General features: G+C 73.7%; 17 protein-coding genes. 8 read left to right on the top strand and 9 right to left on the bottom strand.

What is annotated here, in order from left to right; genetic code table 11:
• Nucleotides 1–533: 533 nt before the first annotated feature.
• Nucleotides 534–1220, bottom strand: a complete 687-nt coding sequence (locus I6A60_RS26110; protein WP_203021905.1) for a DUF222 domain-containing protein — start codon at nucleotides 1218–1220, stop codon at nucleotides 534–536.
• 512 nt (nucleotides 1221–1732) lie between these two features.
• Here I6A60_RS26110 and I6A60_RS26105 point away from each other — a divergent pair.
• Nucleotides 1733–3196 carry an MFS transporter gene (locus tag I6A60_RS26105; protein WP_203055721.1) on the top strand — a complete coding sequence of 488 codons (1464 nt, stop codon included), beginning with the start codon at nucleotides 1733–1735 and terminating at the stop codon, nucleotides 3194–3196.
• A gap of 108 nt (nucleotides 3197–3304) precedes the next feature.
• Here the strand turns inward: I6A60_RS26105 and I6A60_RS26100 are convergent, their stop codons facing one another.
• Together I6A60_RS26100 and I6A60_RS26095 are read right to left on the bottom strand one after the other, a co-directional pair.
• Complete coding sequence (locus tag I6A60_RS26100) at nucleotides 3305–5818, bottom strand: AAA family ATPase (RefSeq protein WP_203021904.1); 2514 nt, start codon at nucleotides 5816–5818, stop codon at nucleotides 3305–3307.
• A gap of 82 nt (nucleotides 5819–5900) precedes the next feature.
• Nucleotides 5901–6560, bottom strand: a complete 660-nt coding sequence (locus I6A60_RS26095) for a hypothetical protein (protein ID WP_203021903.1) — start codon at nucleotides 6558–6560, stop codon at nucleotides 5901–5903.
• Nucleotides 6561–7090: 530 nt separating this feature from the next.
• On the opposite strand from I6A60_RS26095, the gene I6A60_RS26090 reads away from it, so the two are divergent.
• The gene (locus I6A60_RS26090) at nucleotides 7091–8263 is read left to right on the top strand and encodes a hypothetical protein (protein ID WP_203021902.1); all 1173 of its coding nucleotides are present in this window, start codon (nucleotides 7091–7093) and stop codon (nucleotides 8261–8263) included.
• Between the two features lie 45 nt (nucleotides 8264–8308).
• Here I6A60_RS26090 and I6A60_RS26085 read toward each other — a convergent pair whose 3' ends face one another.
• Both I6A60_RS26085 and moaA read right to left on the bottom strand, forming a co-directional pair.
• Entirely contained in the window at nucleotides 8309–8563 is a 255-nt protein-coding gene (locus I6A60_RS26085; RefSeq protein ID WP_203021901.1) for a DUF6457 domain-containing protein, read from the bottom strand.
• Nucleotides 8564–8602: 39 nt separating this feature from the next.
• The gene (gene moaA, locus I6A60_RS26080) at nucleotides 8603–9589 is read right to left on the bottom strand and encodes a GTP 3',8-cyclase MoaA (RefSeq protein ID WP_203021900.1); all 987 of its coding nucleotides are present in this window, start codon (nucleotides 9587–9589) and stop codon (nucleotides 8603–8605) included.
• 251 nt (nucleotides 9590–9840) lie between these two features.
• On the opposite strand from moaA, the gene ppgK reads away from it, so the two are divergent.
• The 4 genes from ppgK to I6A60_RS26060 all read left to right on the top strand — a co-directional run bounded on the left by ppgK (nucleotide 9841) and on the right by I6A60_RS26060 (nucleotide 16139).
• A complete protein-coding gene (gene ppgK, locus I6A60_RS26075; protein WP_203021899.1) occupies nucleotides 9841–10656 on the top strand; it encodes a polyphosphate--glucose phosphotransferase in 816 nt (271 codons plus the stop codon).
• Between the two features lie 485 nt (nucleotides 10657–11141).
• The gene (gene sepH, locus I6A60_RS42025) at nucleotides 11142–13997 is read left to right on the top strand and encodes a septation protein SepH (protein ID WP_238436266.1); all 2856 of its coding nucleotides are present in this window, start codon (nucleotides 11142–11144) and stop codon (nucleotides 13995–13997) included.
• Nucleotides 13998–14313: 316 nt separating this feature from the next.
• The gene (locus tag I6A60_RS26065; RefSeq protein WP_013422367.1) at nucleotides 14314–14517 is read left to right on the top strand and encodes a hypothetical protein; all 204 of its coding nucleotides are present in this window, start codon (nucleotides 14314–14316) and stop codon (nucleotides 14515–14517) included.
• Nucleotides 14518–14783: 266 nt separating this feature from the next.
• Entirely contained in the window at nucleotides 14784–16139 is a 1356-nt protein-coding gene (locus I6A60_RS26060; protein WP_203021825.1) for a YihY/virulence factor BrkB family protein, read from the top strand.
• Here I6A60_RS26060 and I6A60_RS26055 read toward each other — a convergent pair.
• The gene (locus I6A60_RS26055) at nucleotides 16106–17230 is read right to left on the bottom strand and encodes an LCP family protein (protein WP_307873878.1); all 1125 of its coding nucleotides are present in this window, start codon (nucleotides 17228–17230) and stop codon (nucleotides 16106–16108) included. The two genes, I6A60_RS26060 and I6A60_RS26055, sit on opposite strands and share 34 nt — an antisense overlap.
• A gap of 870 nt (nucleotides 17231–18100) precedes the next feature.
• Between I6A60_RS26055 and I6A60_RS26050 the strand changes: the two genes are divergently transcribed.
• Nucleotides 18101–19513 carry an aminopeptidase P family protein gene (locus tag I6A60_RS26050; RefSeq protein ID WP_203021827.1) on the top strand — a complete coding sequence of 471 codons (1413 nt, stop codon included), beginning with the start codon at nucleotides 18101–18103 and terminating at the stop codon, nucleotides 19511–19513.
• Nucleotides 19514–20458: 945 nt separating this feature from the next.
• Here the strand turns inward: I6A60_RS26050 and I6A60_RS26045 are convergent.
• Nucleotides 20459–20803 (bottom strand): Lsr2 family protein, encoded by a 345-nt coding sequence (locus I6A60_RS26045; RefSeq protein ID WP_013422363.1) that lies wholly within the window; start codon nucleotides 20801–20803, stop codon nucleotides 20459–20461.
• Nucleotides 20804–21839: 1036 nt separating this feature from the next.
• On the opposite strand from I6A60_RS26045, the gene I6A60_RS26040 reads away from it, so the two are divergent.
• The gene (locus I6A60_RS26040; protein WP_203021823.1) at nucleotides 21840–22349 is read left to right on the top strand and encodes a hypothetical protein; all 510 of its coding nucleotides are present in this window, start codon (nucleotides 21840–21842) and stop codon (nucleotides 22347–22349) included.
• 55 nt (nucleotides 22350–22404) lie between these two features.
• On the opposite strand, the gene I6A60_RS26035 is transcribed toward I6A60_RS26040, so the two are convergent.
• Complete coding sequence (locus I6A60_RS26035) at nucleotides 22405–23226, bottom strand: ABC transporter ATP-binding protein (RefSeq protein ID WP_203021822.1); 822 nt, start codon at nucleotides 23224–23226, stop codon at nucleotides 22405–22407.
• 160 nt (nucleotides 23227–23386) lie between these two features.
• The coding region (locus I6A60_RS26030) for a SpoIIE family protein phosphatase (RefSeq protein ID WP_307873876.1) at nucleotides 23387–26753 on the bottom strand (3367 nt) is incomplete at its 5' end.

The following is a 26753-nucleotide window of genomic DNA, read 5'->3' as shown; positions in this document are numbered from 1 at the left end:
GATGTGACCTGGGGCGATGCCGACGTACAGGTGGGTGCTTGTTCGAGGCCATCTCTGGTCGCGTTGCGCATCCCGCAGCCGATTCGCGGCGGCTTGATCGCTGGTTTGGCCCTGGGGTGGTCGTGTTCTGCGCCTTGGAACGACCATGAGAGGGCCGAAACAGCGATCAGCCCGCGCCACAACGAGCTGCCGGATCCGACTTGGGGCACAACGCCGGCGGTGCGCGACCCGAGACACCGACCCCGGACAAGCGCATCCGCCTCAGCCCCGAACCAGGTAGGCGGAGGGGGCTCGACGCCGGATCGAGGCGCTTCGCGTAGTCCGTAGGGCCAGCAGGCCACAAGCGAAGCGAAGTGGCCTGACTGGCCCTACGGACGGAGCGAAGCCCGTTCGCTGCGGAGGACACGCCCCGGAGGTCCCGACCGGAGCGAAGCGAGGATCGGGGCCGTAGGGGCGTCCCCGGACGCAGCGAACAAATGTCACAGCAGGCAAGCCGGCCGAAGGCGCGCAGGCGCCGGTTCCGGCCGGCTGCCTTAGGCGTCGGCGATGTCGGTCCAGGTGCTGACCACGCGGGCTACCTGGCGGGGGGTCATCCAGGCCGCGGCGCGGGCGAAGATCGGGTCGGCGCGGCGGGCGAGGTCCAGGCGGCCGTCGCCGAGGGCCGGGGCGATCGCGCGGACGTGGTCGAAGCTGATGGTGCCGGTGGTGAAGGCCGCGCGGGTGGCCGGCAGGTCTCGCAGGGCGCGGGCGACGGTGATCAGGTTCGTCGAGGTGGGCGCGTTGATCCGGCACTCGCGGCGTAGCCAGGCGGTGGGCGAGACGGCCCCGTCGGCGAGCCAGAGCGAGCGGCGGTCGAACTCGCCGAGCAGCAGGATCCAACGGGCGGTCGTGGCGTCGACCGTCGTTCGGCCCTCGATCACGGCGGTCGCCAGGTCTATGTCGGAAAGTCGTTCTGGTTCGGTCGGCAGCCGCGGGTTCGGCGGCGCCCAGCCAGGATAGGTCGGGTCGTCACCGCCCCCGGCCGCCAGCGCCGACTCGGCCAGTTCGGCGCCGTCGAGTCCGGGCAGACGCCCCTCGGACGAAGCCTCCTCATTCGGTCGGGCCTGGTCGCCGTCCGACGTCGCGGCCCCGGGTCGGTCGGGCCGAGCGGAGGCGTCGCCGGACTCCCTCGGTATCCCTGGCTCGGACACGCCTGCGCGGTCGTCGGGGACGTCGGTCACCTTGCCACCCCTCTGCGCCAGCTCACCACGGCACGCCCGCGTCGTGGCCAGGGAGATGCCCTGCGCCACGATCGGGGAGACCGCCTGGAGTTCGAACGTATGTTCGTATTTTAGGCGATCGAACGGCTGTTCGCCAGCGTCCAGTTGTCCATCAGTTGGCTTGCTGGACAAGCCCGCGGATCACCACCGATCCGCCGAGCACCGCGGAACGCGGAGATCATCCGTGCGACGGAACGCGGAGCAGGCATCTGGCCCCACCCCAGCCAGACCGCGACCCCAGCCGCGCCGCCACCCCTGCCACGCCGCCAACCCAGCCAGAGCCAGACCGCGACCCCGACCCCGACCACACCGCCACCCCGAGACCACCACCCCAGCCAGACCGCCACCTCAGCCAGACCGCCAGCCCCAGACCACAGCCCGGACCGCGGCAACCGGTCACCTGGCCAGATAGTTACCTGATGTGAAATAACGACCTTGGCGGAGAGGTTGCACCCGTCGGAGGTGCGTGACGGGTGTTGCGGGAGTTGGAAACGGACTTCGAGACAGACCGCGAGGCGACGGTCGCGGGCGGCACGGACGAGCGAACCGTCGGTCCGCCCACCAGGCAGCCACCCGCGGCCAGCGCTCCTCACCCAGTCGCCACCAATCCGGGCACCGACACGACGGCGAGCCACTCGGCGGGAACGCCGGCAACGAGCGTCGCCCCGACCGGATCGCCGGGGACCGGCCGCCCGGCCGGTGGGACGTTCGCCGCGCTCCGGGTGCCGAACTACCGGCGGTTCATAACCGGCCAGATCATCTCGATGTGCGGCACCTGGATGCAGACGATCGCGCTCGGCTGGCTGGTGCTCTCCCTCGGCGCGTCCGGCACGATGCTCGGCGTCGTCACCGCCGCGCAGTTCCTGCCGGTCCTGCTGGTCGGCGCCTATGGCGGGCTGGTGGCCGACCGCGCCAACACCCGCGCGCTGCTGATCACGACGGCGTCGCTGCAGGCCACGCTGGCCGCCGTCCTCGGCGTTCTCGTGATCACCCACGTCGTGGCGCTGTGGATGGTCGTCGTCTTCGCCGCCCTGCTCGGCCTGACCCAGGCCGCCGACAACCCGGCCAGGCAGAGCTTCGTCCAGGAGATGGTCGGCCCGGAGACGCTGCCCAACGCCGTCACCCTGAACTCGGTCACGATGAACGCGGCCCGGGTGGTCGGCCCGGCGATCGCCGGCCTGCTCATCACTCTCATCGGTACCGGAACGTGTTTCCTGCTCAATGCGCTGTCGTTCGCCGCGGTGATCGTCGCCCTGATCCGGCTCGACCGCGCGGCGCTGCGGCCGAAGCCCCGCGTCACGAAGGCCCCGGGCCAGATCCGGGAGGGCTTCCACTACGCGGTCCGCACCGCGGGCATCCGGATCCCGCTGATGATGATGGTGATCACCGGCACGCTGGCCTACGAGTTCCAGGTCACGCTGCCGCTGATCGCCCGGGAGACGTTCCACGGCACGGCGGCGACCTACAGCCTGCTGACCGGCGCGATGGGCGCGGGCGCGGTCGTCGGCGGCCTGCTGGTGGCGCGGCGGCGCCTGACCGGCGTACGCAGCCTCGTCGTCATCGCCGCCGTGTTCGGGGTGCTGATCCTCGCCACGGCCGCGGCTCCGTCGTTGCCGCTGGTGGTCGCCGCGCTGGTCCTGACCGGTGCCGCCAGCGTCGCCTTCATCTCGACGGGCAACGCGACCGTGCAGCTGTCGTCGGAGCCCAGGATGCGCGGCCGGGTGATGGCGCTGTGGTCGATCGCCTTCATCGGCACCACGCCGGTCGGCGGCCCGATCGCCGGCACCGTCGCGGAGGCTCTGGGAGCACGGGCGGGACTGGTACTGGCCGGCGTGGCCGCGCTGGTCTCCGCGGTGATCGGCCTGGCGTCGCTGCGCCGCGCCGACGCCGCCCGTTCGGTGTCGGCGGCGGCCCGGCCGACGCCCAGCTCGAGCTGAGCGGCCGGCACCCACGAACCTCATCCAACAGCGAGCGCGGCCCCCGACCAGTCGGACTGGTCGGGGGCCGCGCTGTTCTCGCTGGACGGGCGCTCGGGCGACGGACCGCTACTCGGGCTCGGCCGCCGTGGCCTGGGCGGACGACGCGGTCTGGGACGGGCTGGCCGTCGGGCTCGGCGCCTTGGCCGAGGCCTTGGCGGCGACCCGGTCCAACTCGGGGAGCGCCACCTGGTCCTCGACCCCGCCGCGGTGCGCCGCCAGGGCGCTGGTGTGGTACTCCTCGGCGATCTCGAGGAACTCGTCCTCGTGGTAGCGCCGGCCGTCGACGGTCGGGCCGACGGTCCCCTCCATGATCGCTTCGACGTCCTCGCCGGTGATGGTCTTGTGCGTCTCCAGCGCGTGGGTCAGGGCCAGCACCTCACGCCGGTTGGCGCTGAGCAGATCCTCGGTGCGCTCGTAGAGCTCCCGCAGCTTGGCCTCGACCTGCCGGCCCAGCGGCCGGTCGGCGTCGATGGAGCCGGTGCCGAGGCCGACGCCGGACATCCAGCCCCAGTTCGTGATCGTGTCGCCCATGGCCGCGCCGATGATGTTCTCCGCGACCAGCCGGGTGGCCGTCTGCAGGTCGTTGCCGACGCCGCGGGTGTTGTCTCCGTCGAAGAACATCCGTTCGCCGGCGAGCGAGGCGAGCGCGACCATCACGTGCGCCTCGATCTCGGACCGCCATTCGAACATCGAGTCCTCGAGCTGGACCCAGGCGACGAAGCCGCCCACGCCGCCGCGCCGCTCGATCGTCGCGATGTCGATCGCCGTGCCGCGACGCAGCCGGTACGCGGCCACCGCGTGGCACGCCTCGTGCAGGGCGACGCTGTGCCGCTCCCGCTCGATGTACTCGTGGTCGTCAGGCAGCCCGTGCTCCTTGACCACCCGGGCGCGCAGGACGTCCGGCCAGGTGATCATGTCGCGGCCGTCCTTGATGGCCTGGGTGAGCGCCTCGTTGACGGTGTCCTTGATGGTCGCGCCGGTGGCCTGCGGGCTCATGATCGCGAGCCGGTCGATCTGGTCCTCGGTGAGCTCGTGCCGGACCTTCGCGAGGTAGCCCTTGTAGGTCTTGACCCGGCCTTCCTTGCTCGGGTAGCCCACCTCGTACTGACGGTCGATGCGGCCCGGTCGCAACAGCGCCTCGTCCAGCGAGTTCGGCATGTTGGTGGCCATCATGATCAGGATGCGGTACTTCGGCGGAGGCTTCGGCTTCATCCCGAGCGTGCGCCGCACCACCCGGTTGAGGAAGCCGCGCGGCTTCTTCAGGCCGGACATCTCGGCGAGCAGGGCCTGCAGCGTGCCCATGTCGCCGCCGCCCATCCCACCCATCGGCATGACGGCCCGGTCGACGCCACCTCGGCGCGCGATCGAGCCGTCGGCTCCGAAGCCAAGACCGCTGGCCGCCGAGGCACGCTGCCCGTAGAGCTCCGACTGCGCCCGGGTGCTCAGGTAATGGACACCGTTGCAGCCCGCGTGGTCGTCCAGCCCGTCGGCGTACGACGGCGCGCGCCAGCCCTGTGCGCCCAGGACGGTCGCCTTGCGGGAGAGCGTCGGCTCGGCGCTGCGGTTGAAGCCCTGGGCGAGCTGGCCGCGGTTACCCAGGCTGTCCGCCTCGTCGAAGAAGGCGATAACGCCGCCGTAGCGCAAGGAGAGCTTGCGCAGCCGGCGGAACAGCGACTTCACCTTCAGAATGCCCACACCCATGAACATCGCCTGGAAGGCGCCCGGGTCGATGAAGACGTAGGGCTTGCCGGTCTCGCCGGCGACCGCCTCGGCGAGCAGGGTCTTGCCGGTTCCGGGCGGTCCCCACAGCAGGATGCCGCCGGGAACGTACCCACCCTTGCTCTCGATCTCCTCTGGGTGCTCCAGGTAGAAGACGTTCTCCCGGACCCGGGAGACGACGTGGTCCTGCCCCCAGACGTCGGCGAACCGGGTCTTGACGTCGTCGGGGTAGTAGACCTCGACGCCACCCTTCGACATGAACCAGAAGATCGCGGCGAACTGCCCGACCACGAGCAGCAGCAACAGCACGATCTGGAACAGCATCGGGATGGCGCCCCAGATCGCGTCGGGCACCTTGACGACGGCGTCGAACAGCGAGACGTGTTCGAGCTTCGCGTAGATGAAGAGCGCCACGACCAGCGTCACGACCCACTTGGCCGCGCGGCTCAGGCGGTAGCGGTTCCAGTCGTTGAAGCGCAGCATCCGGCGCTCGGCCCGGCCGAACACCCCGTCGGTCCAGAACACGTAGTACGGCGAGGAACGCTCGCCGATGTACATGTGCACCTGACGGACGACCTCGACCCCGGCCAGGGCCAACAGCCACCAGCTGGACCGGGCCTCGATGCTCAGCGCGTCGCCCCAGGACATCAGCGGGTTCCCGGAGACCTGCGCGGCGACCACGAACACGAACAGACCGAGCAGCAGAAGCAGGAACTTCCCCCGGTCCCAGAGCGAGACCTTCTTGCGCCTCGGGCCCGGTGTCGCGGTTGCCGCGCCCCCGTCGCCATCCGGCGCCGGGGACGTGCCGTTCGCCCCGGTGGTGGCGAGGACGTCCGGCGTCGGCGGGTCGGTCTGGTCCATGACTATCGCCCTCAGTCCGTCGGTTCGTCGGTCTCGTCGATGGGTTGTCGCGTCTGCGTGCGGTCGCGTGGGGCCCGCGCCGTCAGCTCGTCGACGTCGGCTTGATCGTGAAGGAGCTCAGAACCTTGTCCACCGCCGGGCTGTTCTGCGCGTAGCAGAGCGCGGTGCAGGTGATCACGAGCTGGTAGAGCACGGTCTGGTTCTGGTCCAGCAGGCTGGTCTGGTCGATCTCCGCGAGGCCAGCCGAGGTCGAGAGCTGGTAGATGAGATGCACGCCGTGCACGCCATCGGCCTTCTTGACGGTCTCGTCGGCCAGGAGCAGGAAAGCCGGGTGCAGCCGGGCGCCGATCGGGTCCTGCTTGATGGCCGCGTCCTGCGCGGCCTGTGCGTCGTCGACCGAGACGAGCAGGTTGCGCAGGCTGTCGGTGGAAATCGTCTTGGCCTCTTCCGGCAGGAGCTGGCGAACCTGCAGGAATCCGTTCGGCTGCTGGGAGTCCGGGGCCAGGGCCGAGGTCGGCTGGGTACTCCCGGACGCGTCGAGCTTCGTCATCCACTCGCGCTGGCTGAGCGCGACGTACATGTCCGGACTCATCTGGCGGGCGTCGATGCCCAGCAGCTGTGGGTCCTGGATCTGCACGTGGCTCCAGCCGTCGGGCACCTTCACGTACACGCCGGCGGCCTTGTTTGTAACGTATTTGTTACTCGCGGAACTACACGCGGAAGTAAGCACAAGGACGCCCACGACGGCGCCTGCTACTGCGGCCCTGAGGACGGACCACGACCGGCGACGCCGATCGGCTGCTCGCGCGACCACGGCAAACCTCCCCAATATGAGGCCGAATCCATGGTGCGGCACCGAGCCATGGTCAAACTACGTCTTCACACAACATTAAAGCTACTGGCCGCCGTGCCGCATCCTGCCGACCAGATGTGATTCCGTCCACCCTGCGCGCGCCATCTGCGCACGCACCGTCACCACCTCTCGGCACCACCCTGCGACGCCGCCTACCGTGCCGCCACTGGACGTCTCCGGAGGCCACTGGGAGACGCAGCGGGACACGCCCGCGCACGGCGACGAGAGCGTTCGGACCGGATCACTCGACGGATCCGGTCCCGCCGTCCGGAGATCTCCCGCTCGGAGCAGATCACATCGATCCCGCCGGGGACACAGCGACGCGCCATCCTGCCGACGCCGCCCGGACATCACGGCCACACCCGGCTCTCTCGGCCAGTTCCCTCCCGGGGCTGGACGGGTCAGGCACACTGGTCCGCATGGCGCGTACGCGGGCAGCCGGGCACGACGGCGCGTACCGGGCCGTTCCCGGCGACGACCTGCCGGGCACCCCGGGGCGTTCCTCCCGCGACGGCGGCCCACGGCACCTCTTCGGCATCGTCGCGGTGGCCGCGGTGTTCGCCCTCGTCGGGCTCACCCTCTGGCGGCCGTTGTCGGCGCTGGTCGCGGTCCCGCTCATCGCGGTGCTCGCCCTGATCGTCCGGCGGGCCGTGCCGGTGCCCGCCGCGGCCAAGGCCGCCGGCACGTCCGCCCGTCGCCCGACCAGGGACGGCCAGGCCACGACCGCGACCTCCCGCGCGGTTCCACCGTCCCGCACGGCGCCCGCCCGCCGGCCCGCCACCGCCAGCCGTCACGGCGACCGGCCGCCCTACGACCAGGAAGCCGAGCGGCCCACCACCGCGGTCCGGCGATCGACGCCCCCGCCTGGTCGGTACCGGCCGGACGACGACCGGTACGGCCGGGACGACGCCCGCGGCCGCCGCGACGAGCAGGCTCCCCAGCCCCGGCGGGCCACTCCCCCGCCGGGCTTCGACGGCGACCCCGCCTACGACGATCCGCGCCGCGTCGATCCGCGCCGCGCCGCCGCCCGCGGCCACAGCGACGACCAGGGCCGCGCGTTCCCCCGCGAGGCCGCCCGGCCGGCCGGCGAGCCACGGCCCGGCTACCCGGACGACCGCTACCCGGCAGTGCCGGACGTGGCCCGGCCGGCGGCCCGCCACCGGCGGGACCCAGCCGACGAGCGCTACGCCGGCACGGGGCCCGGCGGCACACCGGCCGGCGGGACCGGGCCCGGAGCGCCGCGATACGGCGAGGCGGGATACGTCGACGAGACGTACGCCGGCGGCGAGCGGCCCGGCGCCTACCAGCGCGGCCCGGCCGACGAGCACCACGACCAGCGATCGGGCTACCCGGCCCCGCCTCGCCAGGCCGAGTACGACGAATTCGACGAGTACAACGAGTACGACGGCGACGACCATGAGGCGGACGTCGACGACTCGGGCGCCGAGACCAGGCGCTGGCGGGGCTGGCGGCGGCCTGACTGGGACGACGACGGTGAACCCGAGCCGGAGCCGAACGAGGACATGATGCACACCATGGCCCTCGACATGCGTGGCTACCTGGACGACACCGGCAGCTTCCGGATGCCGTAGGGACGCCGCAGCGGATCCTCGACGACGGCCACGGCGGTCAACCCGTCAGGAAGCCCCGTCGGGGAGCCCCTCCGCGAGCGCGGCCCGGACCGTCGCGACCGCGTCGGCCACCGCCGCCGGGCCGCCGCCGGCCTGGCCCGCGGCAAGGCCGACGAGGAACGCGGTCAGCGGAGCGGCGGGTCGGGCCACCCCGTGCGCCACCTCGCGGGTCAGGTCGAGCAGCTGCGCGACGTCGACCGCTGCCGGGTCCAGGCCCAGGGCGTCGCCTGCGCGGGCCACCCAGTCCTCCAGTGCGCCCACCGGTTCTCGCCTTCTCTAGCCATCGATCGCGGGCCCTCGCTAGCCACCGATGGCGGACATCGGCCGGTCCGGCTGCTGGAACGACGGCTCGCCGATGCCATGGCCGGGACGCTTGATCCAGACCGCCTGCCGCCAGCGCTCCGCCAGGTCGTCGTCAGTCTCGCCGGAGCGCAACGGGGAGCGCAGATCGCCCTCCTCGCGGGCGAACAGGCAGTTGCGCACGTGCCCGTCGGCGGTCAGCCGGACCCGGTCGCAGGCGGCGCAGAACGGCGCCGTCACCGACCCGATCACCCCCACCGTCGCCGGCCCGCCGTCGACGTGGAACAGCTCGGCCGGCGCGGAGCCGCGGCCGCCCACCGCGGTCAGCGCGAACTCGGCGCGCAGCGCCGCGAGGATCTCGGCGGCGGTGACCATCGACGCACGGTCCCAGCCGTGCTGCGCGTCCAGCGGCATCTGTTCGATGAAGCGCGGCTCGTAGCCCCGCTCCAGGCACCAGCGCAGCAGCGTTGGCGCCTCGTCCTCGTTGACGCCGCGGGTCAGCACCGCGTTCACCTTCACCGGCCGCAGCCCGGCCGAGGCCGCGGCGGCGAGGCCGGCGACGACGTCAGACCAGCGGTCCCGGCGGGTGATCTCACGGAACCGAGCGGGATCGGTCGTGTCCAGCGAGACATTCACCCGGTCGAGACCGGCCGCGCGCAGCGCGCCGGCCGAGCGGGCCAGGGTCAGGCCGTTGGTGGTCAGCGAGAGCTCCGGCCGAGGCCGCAGCGCGGCCAGCCGGCCGACCAGCTCGACGAGGCCGGGGCGCAGCGTCGGCTCACCGCCGGTCAGCCGGACCTCCGTGACACCGAGCCGCTCCACGGCGATCCGAACGAGCCGGACCACCTCGTCGTCGGTGAGGATGTCCGTGCCCGGCAGCCACGGCACCCCTTCGGCCGGCATGCAGTACGTGCAACGCAGCGTGCACCGGTCGGTCAGGGACACTCGCAGGTCCGTGGCCGCCCGCCCGAAGGTGTCGATGAGGCGCACACCTGACAGGGTATGGGTACGGCTGAACAGGCGGCTAGGACGCGGGCGAGGGCGGACAGGCCGGGAGCCGAGCCACCCGGCCGGCTCTGGCGGCGCCAGTGACGGAGCGAACCGGGTTGTCGCCGGTCGGTCGCGATCTCGTTGACGGGCCTGGGACACTACGGCGGCGCCGGGACATCCCGGGTGGCTGGCCTTCCCGGGTAGTCGGTCGACGACGTCACCGGCGAGCAGCCGGCGTTGGAGGGAGTGGGATGCGCGTCTTCGGGGTCGACATCGGCGGGTCCGGCATCAAGGGCGCACCGGTGGAGATCGACGACGGCACGCTGGCCGCGCCCAGAGTCCGGATGGCCACCCCGAGCCCGGCGGAGCCCGCGGCCGTCGCCGCGGTGGTCGCCGAGATCGTCGGCGAGTTCGGCTGGCAGGGCCCGATCGGGGTGACCTTTCCCGCGGTGATCCAGGGCGGGGTCGCGCAGACCGCGGCCAACGTCGCCAAGGGCTGGGTCGGCACCGACGTCGCCGCGACGCTGGCCGAGCCACTCGGCGGGCGGGAGATCGTCGTCATCAACGACGCGGACGCCGCCGGTGTGGCCGAGATGGCCTTCGGCGCCGGGCGGGACGTGCCAGGGCTCGTGGTGATGACCACCTTCGGCACCGGCATCGGCACAGCGCTGTTCCTGCACGGGCAGCTCATCCCGAACACCGAGCTGGGGCACCTGGAGATCGGCGGCCACGACGCCGAGACCAAGGCCTCCGAGGCGGCCAGGGAGCGCGAGGACCTGAGCTGGGAGCACTGGGCCAAGCGCGTCAGCAAGTACCTCAACACCGTCGAGGCGCTGCTGTGGCCCGATCTGATCATCATCGGCGGCGGGGTGAGCAAGCGGGCCGACAAGTTCCTCGACCTGCTGACGGTGCGCACCAAGGTCGTCCCGGCGCAGCTGCGCAACGACGCGGGGATCGTCGGTGCCGCGCTGGCCGCCGGCATCGACCAGAACCGGCCGAGGATCCCGTCCCGCACGGTCCGCCGCCGCCCGCCGGCCACTCGACCGCCCGGCGGCCGCCGCCCCTGACCGACGTGGGCGCTTCGCGCGCTTCGAGCGGGTGCGACACGCCCGGACGGTCGGGTGAACATCGCCGCGACCCGGTCAGGACGGCAGACTATGGGTGTCGGTGCCCGGCACGGGCCAGCCGGCCAAAGCAGATGCGACCATGCCATTGGCGCCCAGCACGGTGCCATGGCCTCCGGTCACGTCCGCCGAGGCCACTGGTCGGACGCCTACCGGCGCAGGCCAACCGTCGTTCCCCGCCCACCGTCGCCCGTCTGTCGCCAGCCATTCCTCACCCTCCGTGATCGTGGCCGTGCCCGCGTGCTGCCCGGCTCGGCTTCCGGGCGGGTTCGGGAGTCAGCGCGGCGACGACGCGGGACGATGTGCGGCGGTGCCGGCGGGTCAAGGCCTGCCGGGCGGCGCGGTCCAGGCTTCGGACCGCGGCCGGCCGGGACGAAGCGCGGCCCGTCGGGCGGGGCGCGGGCAAGGCGACGGGAGGAGATGGCGTCATGCGCGAGTTGCGGGCGGTCGCACTCAGCGAGGACGGCGGCTACCTCGTGCTCGCCGACGCGAGCAGCCGGTCCGACGCCGAGCAGTTCCGGGTCCCTGTCGACGACCGGCTGCGCGCGGCGCTGCGCGGTGCCCGGCGCAGCGAGGTCCGGACCGAGAGCGCGCTGACCCCACGCGAGATCCAGGCCAGGCTGCGCGCGGGGGAGACCGCCGCCGACGTCGCCCGCGCCGCGGGCATTCCGGTGGAGCGGGTCGAGCGCTACGAGGGCCCGGTGCTCGCCGAACGAGCCCGGGTGGTGCAGGAGGCGCGCGCCGCGCTGCTGCCCAAGGACACCGGTGGCGCGCCCGGCCGGCCGCTCGGCGAGGTGGTCGACGCCCGCCTGATGGCCGGGCAGGACAACCCGGACAGCGCCCAGTGGGACGCCTGGCGCCGGGTCGACGGGATCTGGCTGGTGCAGCTCACCTCCGAGAGCCGCTGCGCCCGCTGGACCTGGGACCCGGTGGTCCGCCGGGTCCGGCCGCACGACGACGCGGCCCGCGCCCTCGTCGCGCCCGAGCCCCTCGACGCCGCGCCGGCACCCGCCGCGGCCGCCCCCGCGCCGGCCCGCCAGGGCCCGCCCGCCCTCACGCTGGTGCCCGAGCCGGCGGCCGGGCAGCCAGCCCCGTCACGCCCGGCCCCCGGGTACGCGAGCGACCAGCGGCCGCGTTACGCCCAGCCGGCGCCGTTCCCCGCCGGGGGCTACCAGGAGGCGCACGGCCCGGCGGCTCCGTTCCAGCCCGCGCCCCAGGAGCAATACCCGGCGGCCCAGCACTCTGGCGTGCAGCACCCCGCTGCCCAGCACCCCGCCGCTCGGTTCCCGGCGGACCAGTACCCCGCCGCCCAGTACCCGGGTGAGCCCGCTCAGGCGTCCCGTGACGACCTCGGCCAGGGTGCCGCCCGGCCGAGCCAGTACCCGGACCCCGCCGCCTACCCGCCGGCCCAGCAGCGGCCTGAGCATGTCGGCCACGCCCGGTACCAGACGGACGGCTACCCGCCGGCGGACCAGCCGGTCCCGACTCACTACCCGGCCGCGGACGCCTCGCGCCCGTTCCCGGAGTTCGCCGCAGAGCCGTTCGACGCCGATCCGGCCGGCGGCCCGCTGTTCGGCGAGGACCCGTTCGCGGACGAGCCGTACGCGCCGGACCCCTACGCCGCACCGCACGCCGGACGAGGCGCGCCCGCCGGCCCGCCGACCGGGCCGACGCCGATCGCCCCCTCCTATCGCCTCCCCGCGCCGGAGCACACCGGCGGGCTGCCGATCGCGCCGCCGTCGGGCGAGCCTGAGACGCCCTTCGCCGGGCAGGCGGGCCGCCCGGCCCGCCCGGCCGCGGCGCACCGCCCGACCCGGCCGCCGGCGCTGGACCTACGGCCGACCCGGCCGCTCGACGGCCGCCGGTGGCCGGAGCACGACGACGCCGACCTCGATCTCGCCCTGGACGCGGATCTGTTCGACGAACCGGCCGACCATCTGGCTCCGCCGTCGCCCGCTCCCGCCCGTCCCCTGCCGCGCCCCGCCACGGCCCCCCCACGGGGGACGCCCGCTCCCCCGGCCCGGCCGTCGCCCGTCTCCGCCCGGCCGCCGGCCGCCCAGGCCCAGCCGTCGACGCAGCGCACCGGGCTGCCGCCGGCCCCGTCCCAGCGGCCCGTGCCCGAGGCTCGACCGGCCCAGCCGCGCCCGGTGCCGCCGCCCGGCCTGGAAACGCCCGGCACCCCCATCGCGCGACCCACCCCCCCTGCGCCGGCACCCCAGGTGGCCCGGCAGCCCGACCCGCGGCCCGCTCCTCCGTCGGCGGTCCCGGCCTCCGACGCACGGTGGCGTGCCGAGGTCGTCGCCACGGACGAGTCCGCTACGGACGCCTCCGGTGACCAGTGGGCGCGGCAGGCGCCGGTCGACCCGTCGGCGGAGCTCGGCGCGGCCTCGCGGCCAGCCGCCGCGCCGCCGGCTCACGAGGGGCCGTCGTGGGAGGCGCCCTCCCACGAGGAGTTCCCGGCCGCCGCCGATCCGGCGGAGGACGACCAGCTGGACGACCTGCCGGTCGTCGCACCGGCCGCGGAGCCGGTTCTCGCCGCGCCACGCGTCGCGGGCCCGGCGGTCGTCCCGGCCCGGCCCGCCCGGTCCCCGGCCCGGCCAGCGGCCAGGGCGTCCGAGGCCGACCGCCCGTCGGCTGCCGTCCCGACCACACCCGCCCCGACGCCCGCCCCCGCCGCGCAGGTCCCGGCTGGCGCGGCGCCGGCCGCAACCGCGGCGTCAGGGCCCGCGACGGCGTCTCAGGACGTCGCTGAGCCCCTCCCGGCCGTGGCCTCGGCCAGGACGGGGCGGGCGACCGCCGCACGCGGCAGAGCGGCCCTCGCGGCCGCGTCGGCGACCGAGACGCCTACTCCGGGTGACTCCAGGGCGAACGACCAGGAGATCGTCCCGATGGACGCGGCGGCCGACGATCCGAACGCTGACGAACCGACCGGTGACGGAGCGACAACCGAGGTGACGGCCGCCACCGAGGCGAGTGCCCAGGTCGGCTCCCCGAAGGCCGACGTGACGAAGAAGACGTCGGCTACCGGCGTGAACCGGCTCGCGGCGGCGGCCGCGGCCGCGAAAGCCGCCGAAAAGCAGGACAAGCCGGAGAAGTCGACCGGGAAGAACCAGGACAGGACGCCCGGATCGGCCGCTACGGACGGTGACAAGGACGCCGGGAGTCCGCCATCGAACCGCCCGAGGAACACCCCCCGAACTGGTGAACGTGCCGGAGGCGGTCGACGTGGGCGCAAGTCGGTGCCAGCATGGGATGACATCGTCTTCGGAGCCCGTCGCACCTAGCGAACTGTGTGGGTAGGCGGGGGCACGGCCCTTGGCGCATGGCGCTCCAATCCCCCGAAAGGGGGCTGAAGTCCCGGAAACCGCGAAACGCGGGGCAAGACTCCGGGAAGGGTCGAAGATGGTGGTCTCGGCGGTCAGAGGAGACCCAACGGGACGCGGTACGGCCGCTCTGGACGCAACGGCGCCACTCCAGCCGGCATGACCGGACGCCATGCGATGCAACCTCATCGCGTGGCCGGCGGTCCTAGCGAAGTGTGAGGGACCGATCACACGGCCAGGGCGGAAGTTCTGGCCGCCGGACACAGTTGGAGAGGGTGTGACTGGTACTACCACGAAGCCGACGCTGACCAATCTCGACAGGTGCGACAGGTGCGGCGCTCAGGCGTACGTCCGCGTCGTCCTGCCCGGTGGCAGCGACCTGCTCTTCTGCCGGCACCACGCCAAGTCCCACGACTCCAAGCTCCGCGAGATGGCCGTCGAATATCACGACGAGTCAGACAAGCTGACCGTCGGCAGCTGACGAACGTTACTGGCGCGGGCCTGCCGGGTCCGCCGCCTGCGCCGGGCGACCATCACGGTCGCCCGGCCTCAGGCGGCCTCCCGGCAGGCCCGCGTCGCGTTGTGGCCAAGAAGCCAGAACCTGATCGCTGACCGTCCCCTCGGCCATCAATGCCGACCCTCCGGGCGCCCACCTGGCGGAACGGGAGCACGGCGGGGATACTGCCAACCGCGCACATCGACAGATGGTCCACAACCGCCGGGCGGCGACCCCGTACGGTTGGGGCCGTGACCACGGCCAACGAGCGCGCGCCCGTGGTGGTGCCGTCGCCCGTACGGGGGGCCGGAAGCCACGAGACGCCTCCCACTGAGCACCGCTCCACGTCCGTCTATCGCGCGGCGTCACATCCCGCCGGCGAGCCGCCCGGACCGTCGTCGGCGCGGCGGCGGTCCAGCAGCAACGGCCGGCCTGGGCCCGACCAGCGCCGCAGTCCGGCCGGCGACGCCACTCCGTCAGACGTCGCCGGGCCCCCGAACGGTGGCGCGGCGGCGGCAGCCGGAACGGCGGCCCCGGAGGCCGACGACGGCCCGGCCGACGATGGTTCCGGCCAGGCGCCGGCCGTCTCGCTGGTACGCCGGGTCGTCACGGCGACGCGGCTGCACGCGACGGACGCGGGACGAGTGGCGGCGCGCGCGATGTCGAACGCCTGGCGGGACCGGGTGCTCGGCCTCGCGGCCGAAGCCGGTTTCTGGCAGCTGCTGTCGTTGCCGCCGCTGTTGCTGGCCCTGCTCGGGTCGATCGGCTACCTCGGCGACGCGCTCGGCTCGGACGCGGTCAACAGCATCCGCAACAGCCTGCTGCGCGGCGCGGACGACCTGCTGACCGCCGACGTCGTCGACGACGTGGTCCGCCCGACGGTCGACCAGATCCTGACGCACGGGCGCCCTGATGTGATCTCGATCGGGTTCGTGCTCTCGCTGTGGACCGGCTCGACCGCCATGGCGACCTTCGTCAACACGATCACGATCGCCTACGGCCAGCGCGACCTGCGTTCCGCGGTCCGCAGCCGGATCGTCGCCCTGCGGTTGTTCATCGTCCAGGTCATCACCGGCATCGTCCTGCTGCCCGCCCTGGTACTCGGGCCGGGCCTGCTGGCCGATCTCCTGCGCGCCAAGCACCATCCAACGATCGAACTGCTCCTCAAGTCGGCGTTCTGGCCGGTGGTGGCGGTGGTGGCGCTGACGGTGCTGACGTCGCTCTACCACCAGGCCCTTCCTCAGCGGCGGCCCTGGCGGCGCGCGCTTCCCGGCGCCGTGTTCGCGCTGGTCGGTTGGCTGGTGGGCAGCTACCTGCTGCGGCTGTACCTGGAGCGGGTCTTCGGCAACGAGCTGGTCTACGGCTCGCTCGCCGCGCCGGCCGCCGCGCTGCTGTTCTTCTACATCACCGGGCTCGCGGTCCTCCTGGGCGCCGAGCTCAACGCGGCCCTGGACCAGCGCCGCCCGGGCGCGCCGACACCCGAGGCGCCCCAGGACGACTGCGCGGCCGAGGAAACCACCCCTGACCCGGCCCCGGCCGCGTCACCGGATGTCGGCGCCGAGGCGGCCCGGAGTCAGTACGTGCAGGACGAACCGCCGGACGACTGACCGGTCGCCGGCTGCGTGGCCGCGGCCGTCGCGCCGCCGGCCAGCAGCGAGGCTGGCTGCCCGGCGCGCGCCACGCTGGTCGACTCCGCGGCGGCCGGCGCCCGGGTGTCGGCCGCCGCGGCTGTGGCCGCCGGCCGCAGCGGGGCGAGGAACGCGGCGAGCTTCGCCGGGTCGACGAGCAGCACCGACTGGCCCGCGCGGGTCGCCGGGGTCGCCGGCACCGTCTCGAACCCGGAGCCGCCACCGGTGAGCGTCCGCATCCGCAGCGCCAGCGGTTCGAGATCCGTGAGGCTGGTGCCCTGGTCGACCGTCAGCGCGGACGTGGTCGCGTCCAGGACGTCGCGGACCCGCACCGGGTTCGCCAGCGTCGACGGCGCGGTCATCGCGTGGAACACCACGCTGAGGAACTGCTGCTGGCGGCGGATGCGGTCCAGGTCGCCCTCGGGCAGGCCGTACCGCTGCCGGACGAAGGCCAGGGCCTGGGCGCCGTCGAGCCGGTTCGCGCCGACCTGGCCCGACCAGCCCGACATCTTGTCGTGGAGGTTGTCGAACCCGCGGGCGCGCAGCGAGGCCGGCAGCTCCTTGACGCACACAGTCACCCCGCCCAGCGCATCGGTGATCGCCTGAAAGCCGCCGAAGTCCACCTGGACGTAGTGGTCGACCCGCAGGCCGGTGAGTCCCTCGATCGTGCGCACCAGCAGCGCCGGGCCGCCGAGCGCGAACGCGGCGTTGAGCTTGGACCGCTGCTCGGGGTGCGTGGCCCCGCCCGAGCTGTACGACGGGATCGTCACCCACAGGTCGCGGGGGAACGAGACCATCGTCGTCGAGCCGTCGCGGTCCAGATGGGCCAGGATCGTGGTGTCGGACCGCTGGCCGTCGACCTCGCCGAACTGGCCGCCCGTGCCGGCGCGCGAGTCGGAGCCGACCAGCAGGATGTTCTCCGTGCCGCGAGCAGCCGCCGCCGGGCGCCCCGCCGCGGCGAGGCTCAGGTCGACGTGATGCACCCGGCCGTTGTAATGGCGCACGACGCCCCAGCCACAGGCCGCGAGCAGCAGAACGCCGAGCGAGCAGAGCGCCGCGACCGCCGTCACCAGCCGGCGGGTGCCATCGGCTCTCCGCCGCGGTGGCACCGGGACGGGCTGGTCCTCGTCGGGATACCCGCCCGGACCGACGGCCCGGCTCCCCTGGTAACGAGGGCTCCCCTGGTAGCGCGGGCTGCTCTCGTCGCGAGGCCGCGGTGTCCTCTCTTGCCCGCCGCGCGGTCGCGGCTCGTCTGGCCACGTCATGCTGGAGGCCTCCCCGCGGATGCGCCGAGATATCCCGGTCGTGGAGGTTCGACCCGACTGGCGGGTCCACCACCTTGCGTATCACGATTCGGGACGGATCGGGCCTCGCCCCCGGCGTCGGCCTGCCGACTGCGGGGCGCTCGCGGATTTTCCTGCTTCGCTCGGCTCGGTCGGCCGATGCGTCGTTTCGACATTTCGGTCGACGACGCGGCCCGATACTCCCGACCGGACCGGCGGACGAAGATCGTCCGTCCCCGGTCAGACCGGTACGACGGTGGCGCCTTCGAGCCAGTCGCGCCTTTTCAGCGGCGGTGTCGCGCGGCCGGCGGGGGCGAACCACCGGGCCCGGCAGACGCCGGGTACCTCGACTTTCACGGCCGGCCGCGCTGTCCCAACCGCTCGGCCTACCGTTGACGCATGAGTGCTCAGCCCGCCGAAAGCTCACCGTCGCCGCCGGGGAGCGGCGCGTTCACCGACCGAGCCGACGTTTCGCCGACCGTGCCGGGAGACCGGCCGGCCGTGACCACCGAAACACCCGTCACCACCGAAACGTCTGAGCCCACCGAAGACGCCGCGGCGCCCACGGAGGCCACCGACGAACCTGAGACGACCGGTGGCCGCGCCGCCGGGCAGGTGAGCCATGACGAGGAACCGCACGCCGCGTTCCGGCAGTTCATGGCGACGGGGTGGGCGCCGCCGGCGGATCTCTCCGGGACCCGCGACGACGTCGCTCCCTACGCCGCGAAACGACGCGCGCTGCTCGGGACCCGATTCCCGGCCGAGGCCCTGGTGATTCCGACCGGTGGGCCGCGGGTACGGGCAAACGACACCGACTACCCATTCCGGCCAGGCAGCGACTTTTTCTGGCTGACCGGCTGCCATGATCCGGACGCGGTTCTGCTGCTGCTGCCGAATCCAGCCGGCGAGCACGACACCGTGCTGTACGTGGCCGACCGGTCCGACCGGTCGACGCCGGCCTTCTACACCGACCGTCTCGGCGAGCTGTGGGTCGGCCCGCGGCCTGGTGTCCGGGAGACCTCCGAAGCACTCGAGATCGAATGCCGACCGCTCACGGAACTCCCGGCCGCGCTGGGCCGGCTCGCCCCCGGTAACACGCGGGTGCTGCGCGGGCTGGACGCTCAGGTCGACGAGGCGGTGCTTACCTATCCTGGCCGGCGCGCCGCCCGGGCGGATGCGCCGAGTCGGGACGGTGAACTAGCCGAGGCGTTGTCGGAGCTCCGACTGCTCAAGGACGACTACGAGATCTCCCGGATGGAGGAGGCGGTCGCCGCGACGGTGCGTGGCTTCACCGAATGCGTGGTCGAGATGCCGACGGCGGCCAGGCTCCCCAACGGCGAACGCTGGCTGGAGGGAACGTTCTGGCGGCGGGCCCGGGTCGACGGCAACGATGTGGGATACGGCTCGATCGTGGCCTGCGGACACCACGCGACCACACTGCACTGGTGGCGCGACGACGGCCCGGTGCGCCCCGGGGAGCTCGCGCTTCTGGACATGGGGGTGGAAAGCCGCTCGCTTTACACCGCGGACGTGACCCGCACACTGCCGATCAGCGGCGAGTTCAGCGACGTGCAGCGCAGGGTTTACGAGGTGGTGCTGGCCGCGCAGCAGGCCGGAATTGACGCCGTCCGGCCCGGAGCGGCGTACCTGGACCCGCATCGGGCGGCCATGCGGGTGATTGCCACCGCACTGCACGACTGGGGCCTGCTGCCGGCGAGTGTCGAGCAGTCACTCTCCGAGGACACGAAAGCGCCGGGCGCCGGCGTACACCGGCGCTACACCCTGCACTCCACCTCGCACATGCTCGGTCTGGATGTTCATGACTGTGCGCAGGCGAGGGATGCGACGTACCGCAACGCGGATCTGACCGCCGGCATGGTGCTCACCGTGGAGCCCGGGCTTTACTTCCAGCCCGACGATCTGACGGTCCCACCGGAGCTGCGCGGCATCGGCGTGCGCATCGAGGACGACATCCTCGTCACCTCGGACGGCTCCCGCAACCTGTCGACCGCTCTCCCCCGGACAGTCGGAGATATCGAGACCTGGATGCGTCAGCACCGTCCGGTCTGATCGAGCGCACGACACCAGCCCGACCGGCCCGCACATCGGCGCCCGCAAGCGCTGGTTTCCGGCAAAAAAGGCCGGCTGGCTCCCCGTTCGGGAGCCAGCCGGCCTTCTCCGTCACCGTGCGGTGACACAGATTCACCTAAGGCTGACGAAGGTACCCGTCGGTCTCACCGTCCGGGCAACCAGCCTGACGCGACGCAGTCGCCAAATCCGGCCGGACCTCGAAGTCACTGGAAAAATGCGAAAACGACAACTCGGACCGGTCATCCCGTAACCAGCCGAACACCCCGCCGGGCCGGCACCGGGAGACCGCGCCGACGCGGACCTCGCTGACTCGACGACAATCCTCGACCGGCCGGCCACCAATCCCGGGCCAACCACGAGCACGCAACGACCGCCCCGCCCGGCGCCTGGCCGACAAACTTCGACCAGGTGGAACTCGCCGGCGGACACCGCGGATAGCGAGGAACCGCCCGTTCGGCGGACATCTGGTCTGGTCCCGCCGACGAAGCCGACCGAACGCGAAAATCCGGCTGCCCCGGGGTCGAGCGATGCTCGACTGCCGGGGTTCCGGGGACCAGGATCACCCGCGAGCCACGCTGGCGGGCCATCAGGGGAGATCCCCTGGACGAACATTGCGGGCCAACGGGAAGCCGGCCGAAAAACGCCGGAACGGCCACCCCTACCCCACCTCGAAGCACCGGTTCCACGAGCTGGAGCGCCGGGTGGCGATCCAGTCCGCGGCCGGCGGCGAAGCCCGACCGAAGGCCAACAATCTGCCTACCCCCGGGCCGAGAGAACCTCGACAACGGGGGTTCCGGTGGACCCGGGGTCCCCGGCAAGCCGCGCTTGCGGATTGTCGGGGGAGATGACCCCGTGGCAGACCTCTCGTTCGCCGCCTCCGGCGAAGCCGGCCGAAGACCGGCGAGCAGGCGAACCCGCCTCGAACTAGTGGGCCTTCTCGTACGCCTCGACGATGTTGGAGGCGATACGGCCGCGGTCACTCACGGTGTAGCCGTTGCTGCGCGCCCACTCACGAATGTCGGCGGTACGGTCCGTTCCGCCGCCACGGCGAGAAGTGACGCGAGCGGCGGCACGGCGGCCACCCGAGGCACGACCACCCGAACGACGAGCGGCGCCGACGAACGGGGCCAGCGACTCACGAAGCTTGGTCGCGTTCTTCTCGGAGAGGTCGATCTCATACTGCGCGCCGTCGAGGCCGAACCGGACGGTCTCGTCGGCCTCTTCGCCGCTGAGATCGTCAATCAACGAGACGATGGTCTTCTGGGCCATGTCAACTCCTTCAGGTCAGCGGTTCAGGTCAGCGGACCCCAGAACTCACGCGTCTAGTATTACCACGAGAACACGGGGAACGTTCGCGACTGGTTCGAGGTGGCGAGCCGGGTGGCCGACCTTGTTCGCCTGGCTACCGACGATTCAGCGCTGCACGCAGATCTGTCGACGCAGATCCGTGCGGACTCCGCTACGCGCGGACGCGGGCCTACGGGCGAGATCCCCGAATCGACCACATGGCGCTTCGGCTCGGCTTCCGGCGCGCCGCAATGTCTGCCCGGGAGCTCCCGTCGGCATCTGGAGCTACCGCGTGCCAAGAGTGCCAGTGGTGAAGCGACGCCGCGACAATGGCGCGATCAAGGCTGTGGCACGCCGCTTCGTGCGGTTCCCCGCCGATTCAGCCTCCGCCGCTCCGGACCGGGCCGAGCCTACGGCAGCCCGACGAATCGGCGGGCACGGTGGTTTGCTGGTTCGCCTATGGGTGTGATGTCCATCAAGGGTGGGGCGAGGCCGGAACCCTGATGGCGGGCTTCCGCGTTCGCCCCGGTTGCCGTCCGGCGATGCCCGCGTCCGCGGAACGGTGTCGCACCGGTGGATCTGTCAGCGGAACCTAAAGAGTCCACCGCCGCCGGCATGATAGGAGGCCCATCGTGTCAACGGAATCACCCGCCCGGACCCGGAACTTCACGCCCTTGGGGACAGATGGGCCACGACGACGCACGGGTGCCGCGAGGCCTGGAGCCAGCCCTACGCGACGGTCAGCGGCCGGTGGGGCGCCATTGCTCAGCAAACAGAGCCACGCGGTGTCGGCGGGCTTTGGACTCGCTACGGTCGGCATCCGGCGGCCGCTGTCTCCCGTATGGGGCAACCTTTCGCCAGCGCGAGGCCGGCACGAGCCGGCAGCACGAATGGGAAACCTTGACCGATGGTCCGCCGGAACGGTCCACCCGCCGGTCTTTCGGTGGCCGCTCGGCGTCCGTCCGGTGACCCCGCGGATCAGCGCTGTCATTCCGCCCCGCCCGGTTGGCACCCCGTGATGACCGCGCGAACCTGGGTGGTAGACGCGGCAAACGTGGTCGGTTCACGTCCGGACGGCTGGTGGCGTGATCGCCCGGGCGCCGCCGCCCGGCTGCACGCGCGGATTCTGCGCCTGCTCACCTACGCCGAGCCGCCCGCCGAGCCGTCGACGGGGCCGCCCGCGGGGCCAGCCGGCACCACGGAGGACGGCGGCTCGCTCGGCCCGCCGGAGTGGGTCGTGCTCGTCCTGGAAGGAGCGGCCAGGGCTGGCGTCGAGCCCGGCACGGTGCTTGCCGTAACCCAGTCCGGGCTCGCCGAGAATGCCGATCGGCCGTCGGATTCAGCGCGGTCGTTGACCGTGGTGCACGCGCCCGGCTCCGGCGACGACGCGATCGTGGCGGCGGCGCTCGCCGCGACACCACCCGTGCTCGTCTTCACCTCGGATCGGGCCCTGCGCGCCCGCGTCACGGCGAACGGCGCCCAGGTTCACGGCGCAGGAAGCCTGTGGGCCCTTCTGGACCGTGTTTAGCCAATACGGCACCTGATTTGTCGGCACAGCCGTCCACACGGCCGCAGCGGCCCGCTCAGGCCGGCGCGACGACCCGGGGGCGCGGCGGACGCGGTGCCAGCCGGGCGGCGAAACGGCCCGCGGTGACCGTGACGTCCAACGGAATGCCGAAGCACTCGGACAGCGGCCCGGCGGTCACCGTCTCCTGGACCGGCCCGGCGGCCACCACCCGGCCGTCGCGCAGCAGCAGGGCGTGGGTGACGCCGACCGGGATCTCCTCGACGTGATGGCTGACCATCACCAGCGCGGGCGCGGTCGGGTCGGCGGCGAACCGGGTGAGCCGGCGCAACAGGGCCTCCCGCGCACCGAGGTCGAGGCCGGCGGCCGGCTCGTCGAGCAGCAGCAGCTCGGGGTCGGTCATCAGCGCGCGGGCGATCGCGACCCGCTTGCGCTCGCCCTCGGACAGGGTGCCGAACCGGCGGTCAGCCAGCGCGCCGCAGCCGAACTGGCGCAACAGCCCGGCGGCCCTGGCCACGTCGATCTCGTCGTACCGCTCATAGCCCCGGCCGAACACCGCCCAGGCGGCGGTGAGAACCACGTCCAGCACCCGTTCCTCGGGCGGCGGCGTCTCGGTGAGCGCCGAGCTGACCAGCCCGACCCGGTAGCGCAGCTCACGCATGTCGACGGAGCCCAGCCGGGAGCCGAACAGGTCGACCGCGCCCGCGGTGGGGAACAGCCGGCCGGCCGCGACCAGCAGCAGCGTCGTCTTGCCCGCGCCGTTCGGCCCGAGCACGACCCAGCGCTGCCCGGCCGTGACCGTCCACCTCACGTCGGACAGCAACGCCGCCCCGTCTCGCCGGACGCTGACCGCGTCGAGGCTCACGATCGTGTCCGCCATGGCGCTCACGTTACCGGTCGGGAAGCGAGCAACCGGAGCGGCGTTTGCCGCGGAGACCGCCACCGGGGCGGCGTTCCTGCCCGGCCCCTGGACGGCGGCCTGACACGGCGGACCGGGCCGGGAGCAAGGTGATCGCTCCCGGCCGAGGTGACGCGGCGGCTCAGCCGGACTGGCCGGCCGTGAACGCTGCCGGGCCGATCTCGGCCCAGACGACCTTGCCGTCGGCGGACGGTCGGGCACCCCAGCGGTCCGCGAGCGTGGCGACCAGGTCCAGGCCGCGGCCGGCCTCGTCGTCGACGCCGGCGTGCCGGCGCCGCGGCAGCCGCCCGCCGCCGTCGGCGACCTCGACGACGACCCGGTCGGCGAGCCGGCGGACCCGGGCGTCGATCGGCGCCCGGCCGTGCGCGACCGCGTTGCCGACCAGCTCCGACAGCACGAGGACGGTCGTCTCCAGCGCGTCGGCGGGCAACGCCCAGTCGGCCAGCGCGGCCCTGGCGGCGGCCCGGGCCGTCGCCAGGTCGGCCGCGCCGCCGTCCACCGGGATCTCCACGGTCGCGCCGGGCGGCGGGGCCGCGGGCAGCCGGGCGACCAGCAGGGCCGCGTCGACGGTCAGCAGATCGTCGGCCTGGTTGCCAACCGGCTCCGCGCCGGCACGGGTGACGGTCTCGACGGTGGCGCCCGCTGTCGGACCGAGCAGCGCGAACGCCTCGTCGGCCAGCTCTGGCAGCGGCACGCCGGACCGGGCCAGCGCTCCCGCCAGCTGGGACACCCCCGCGTCCAGCTCGCGGCCACCGGCGGCGACCAGCCCGTCGGTGAACAACGCGAGCAGCCAGTCCGGCCCGAGCCGGACGACGTACTCCTTGACGTCGTCGCGTCGCGAGCCCAACGCGGGACCGACCTCCATGTAGAGGCGGGAGACCAGCCCGTCGGGCGCCACCACGAGGGGCGGCGGGTGCCCGGCGCTGGCCAGCGTCACCCGCCCGGAGTCGGTCTCGACGATCGCGTAGATGCACGTGGCCAGCTGCACGGGCAGGTCAGCCGGGACCGGCCCGCCGACGCCGGGCGAACCGCCGGCCTGATCGGGCTCGCCGGCGCCGTCGTTCGGGCGTCCCTCGACGGCGAGGTCGCCGAGCACGCCGTCCAGCAAGGTGATCACTTCGTGCGGCGGCAGGTCGAGCCGGGCGCAGGCGCGCACCGAGGCCCGCAGCGCGTCCATCACGGCGGCCGCGGCGTCCCCGCCGGCGATGTTGCCGATCGCCAGGGCCGCCCGGCCGGCGCCGAGGTCGATCACGTCGAACCAGTCCCAGCTGACGCCGCCCTCACCGGGACGGTGGCGGGCGACCACGGCGAGCCCGGCCGGCGTGAGCGAGCGCGCGGCGGCCCGGCGGCTGGCCGCGAGCGCCGCCGGGGCCGCGGCGGCGGCGAGCTCGGCCCGGTCCACGGCGTCCGCGGCGCGGGCCGCCAGCTCACCGACCATCGCGAGGTCGGCCTCGGCCAGCGGCGGCCGGTCGCCGAGCGCGGCCAGCGTGATGACGCCGACCGCCCGGCCGCCGCGCAGGATCGGGGCTACGGCGAGCGTGCTCGCGCCGGCCCGGCGGGCCCAGCGCAGTTCGTCCGTGGCCGGCGCCGCCAGCGTCTGTACCGACGACAGGACCCGCTCGGAAACCGGACCGTCCCCTGGTCCGGTCGCCGCCGGGTCGGCGGCCCCGTCACGCAGGACGGCGAGCTGGGGCTGGCCGGTGGCGAGCGCACGGCCGACGGCGCTGGCGGCCGGCCAGCGCAGCGGCCGCGGCCGGGGCAGCGCGGCGGCACCCGTCGGGACGGTCGCCGCGACGCGGACCAGCTCGGGCGCCGCCGCGACGGGGGCGGACTCCTCGCCCTCCTCCGGCTCGGTGTCCCGCGGGCCCGAGCCATCGGCTCGTCCGGGCGACCCGTCGGCGGCGGCCGGCTGCTCGGCGGTCGGGTCGGCGAGCAGGTAGACGACGCAGGCGTCGGCAAGCTCGCCGACGGCGGCCTCGGACAGCGCCCGCAACGCCCGGTCCGGCGTGCTGGCCGGGGCGGGCCCTGCTCCGGCCGCCAGGGCGGCGCTCACGGTGGCGAGCACGCCCAGCCGGCGGGCGGCCCGCTCGGCGGCGGCGCGGGCGGCGGCGGTGTTCTCCTGGGCCACCCGACCGGCGGCGGCCTGCGCGAGCGCGCTCTCGAACAGCTCGGCCCGCTCGAAGGCGAGCGCGCACTGGTCGGCGAGCAGCTCCAGGTAGCCACGCTCGTCGAGGCTGAACTCGCGGGCGGTCGGGAAGCCGAACAGCAGCACCCCGACCGGGGTGTCATCGGTGGCCAGCGGCAGCAGCGCCCAGGACCGGTCGTCGGCGGCGTTGACGGCCGCGACGAGATCGGGGACCGGCCAGCGCGCCGTCAGCTCCTCCCGGGTGGTCAGGAACAACGGCCGGCGGCCCCGGACCACCTCGGCGGCCGGGTGCACGGCGCCCAGGCCGATCCGCGACCACCGCGCGGTGTGTTCGGCCGAGTAGCCCGCCAGGGCGCGGAAGACCAGCGTCTCGCGGGCGTCGTCGATCAGGGCGACGCCGCGACCGGACGCGCCGAGCACCCGGCCGGCCTCCATGACCACGGAGACGACGTCCTCGCTGGTCACCGCGCGGGCGAGCGCGCTGGTCACTCGCTGGATCTGCTCGACGCGGTCGGTGGCGGCCCGGACCCGCCCAGCCGCGGCCTCGGCCGCCGCCTCGGCGGCCCGCAGGTCGGTGACGTCGGTGAGGGCACCGACCCACTCGCCACCGGTCGTGCCGGTCAGCGCCCGCGCGCTCAGCACCCGCTCCGCGCCATCCGGGCCGAGCACCCGGAACTCGGCCTCGAAGCTCTCGCCGCGGTCCAGCGCGGTCTGCCAGGCCCGGCGGACCGCGTCCCGGTCGGCGGGGTGCACCGCGTCTATCCAGCCGAAGCCGTCGGACTGGGCCCGCCGCTGTCCGGTGAACGCCCGCCAGCGCGGCAGGTCGGCGTCGAACGTGCCATCCGGGCCGGCCCGCAGGACATCCGCGCCGGCGGCCTCGGCCAGCATCCGGGTGCGGTCCCGCTCGCGCGCCGCGTCCTGCTCCGCGTCCCGGCGCGCGCTGACGTCGATCGCGACGAACACCGCGCCCAGCGGAGCGCCACCGGGACCCGGCACCGGGTACCAGCTCGCCTGCCAGGTCTGGGTCGGACCGCCGGTGCCGGTCGCGACGCTCATCTCGAGGTCGCCGACCGGCTCGCCGCTGCGCAGCGCCCGCCCGAGCAGGTTGGCCAGCTCGTGGCCGATCTCGCCGAGCAGCTCGGGCGCGGTGCGCCCGATGTGTTCGGCGACGGCCCGGCCGTTCAGCCGGGCCAGCACGTCGTTGACCCGCACGTACCGGCCGGCGGCGTCGTGGAACGCGAGCGCGATCGGCGCCCGGGTGAACAGCGTCTCGGCGACGGCTGCCGACGTCGGCAGCGCCCCGCCTGCCCCGGGCGCGCCGCCGGGGGGGGCCGCCCCCCCC

This window comes from Frankia sp. AgB1.9, from assembly GCF_016786355.1.
GTDB lineage: Bacteria > Actinomycetota > Actinomycetes > Frankiales > Frankiaceae > Pseudofrankia.
Note: the sequence above shows the minus strand (reverse complement) of the source record. Positions and strands in the feature narration are given on the sequence as shown.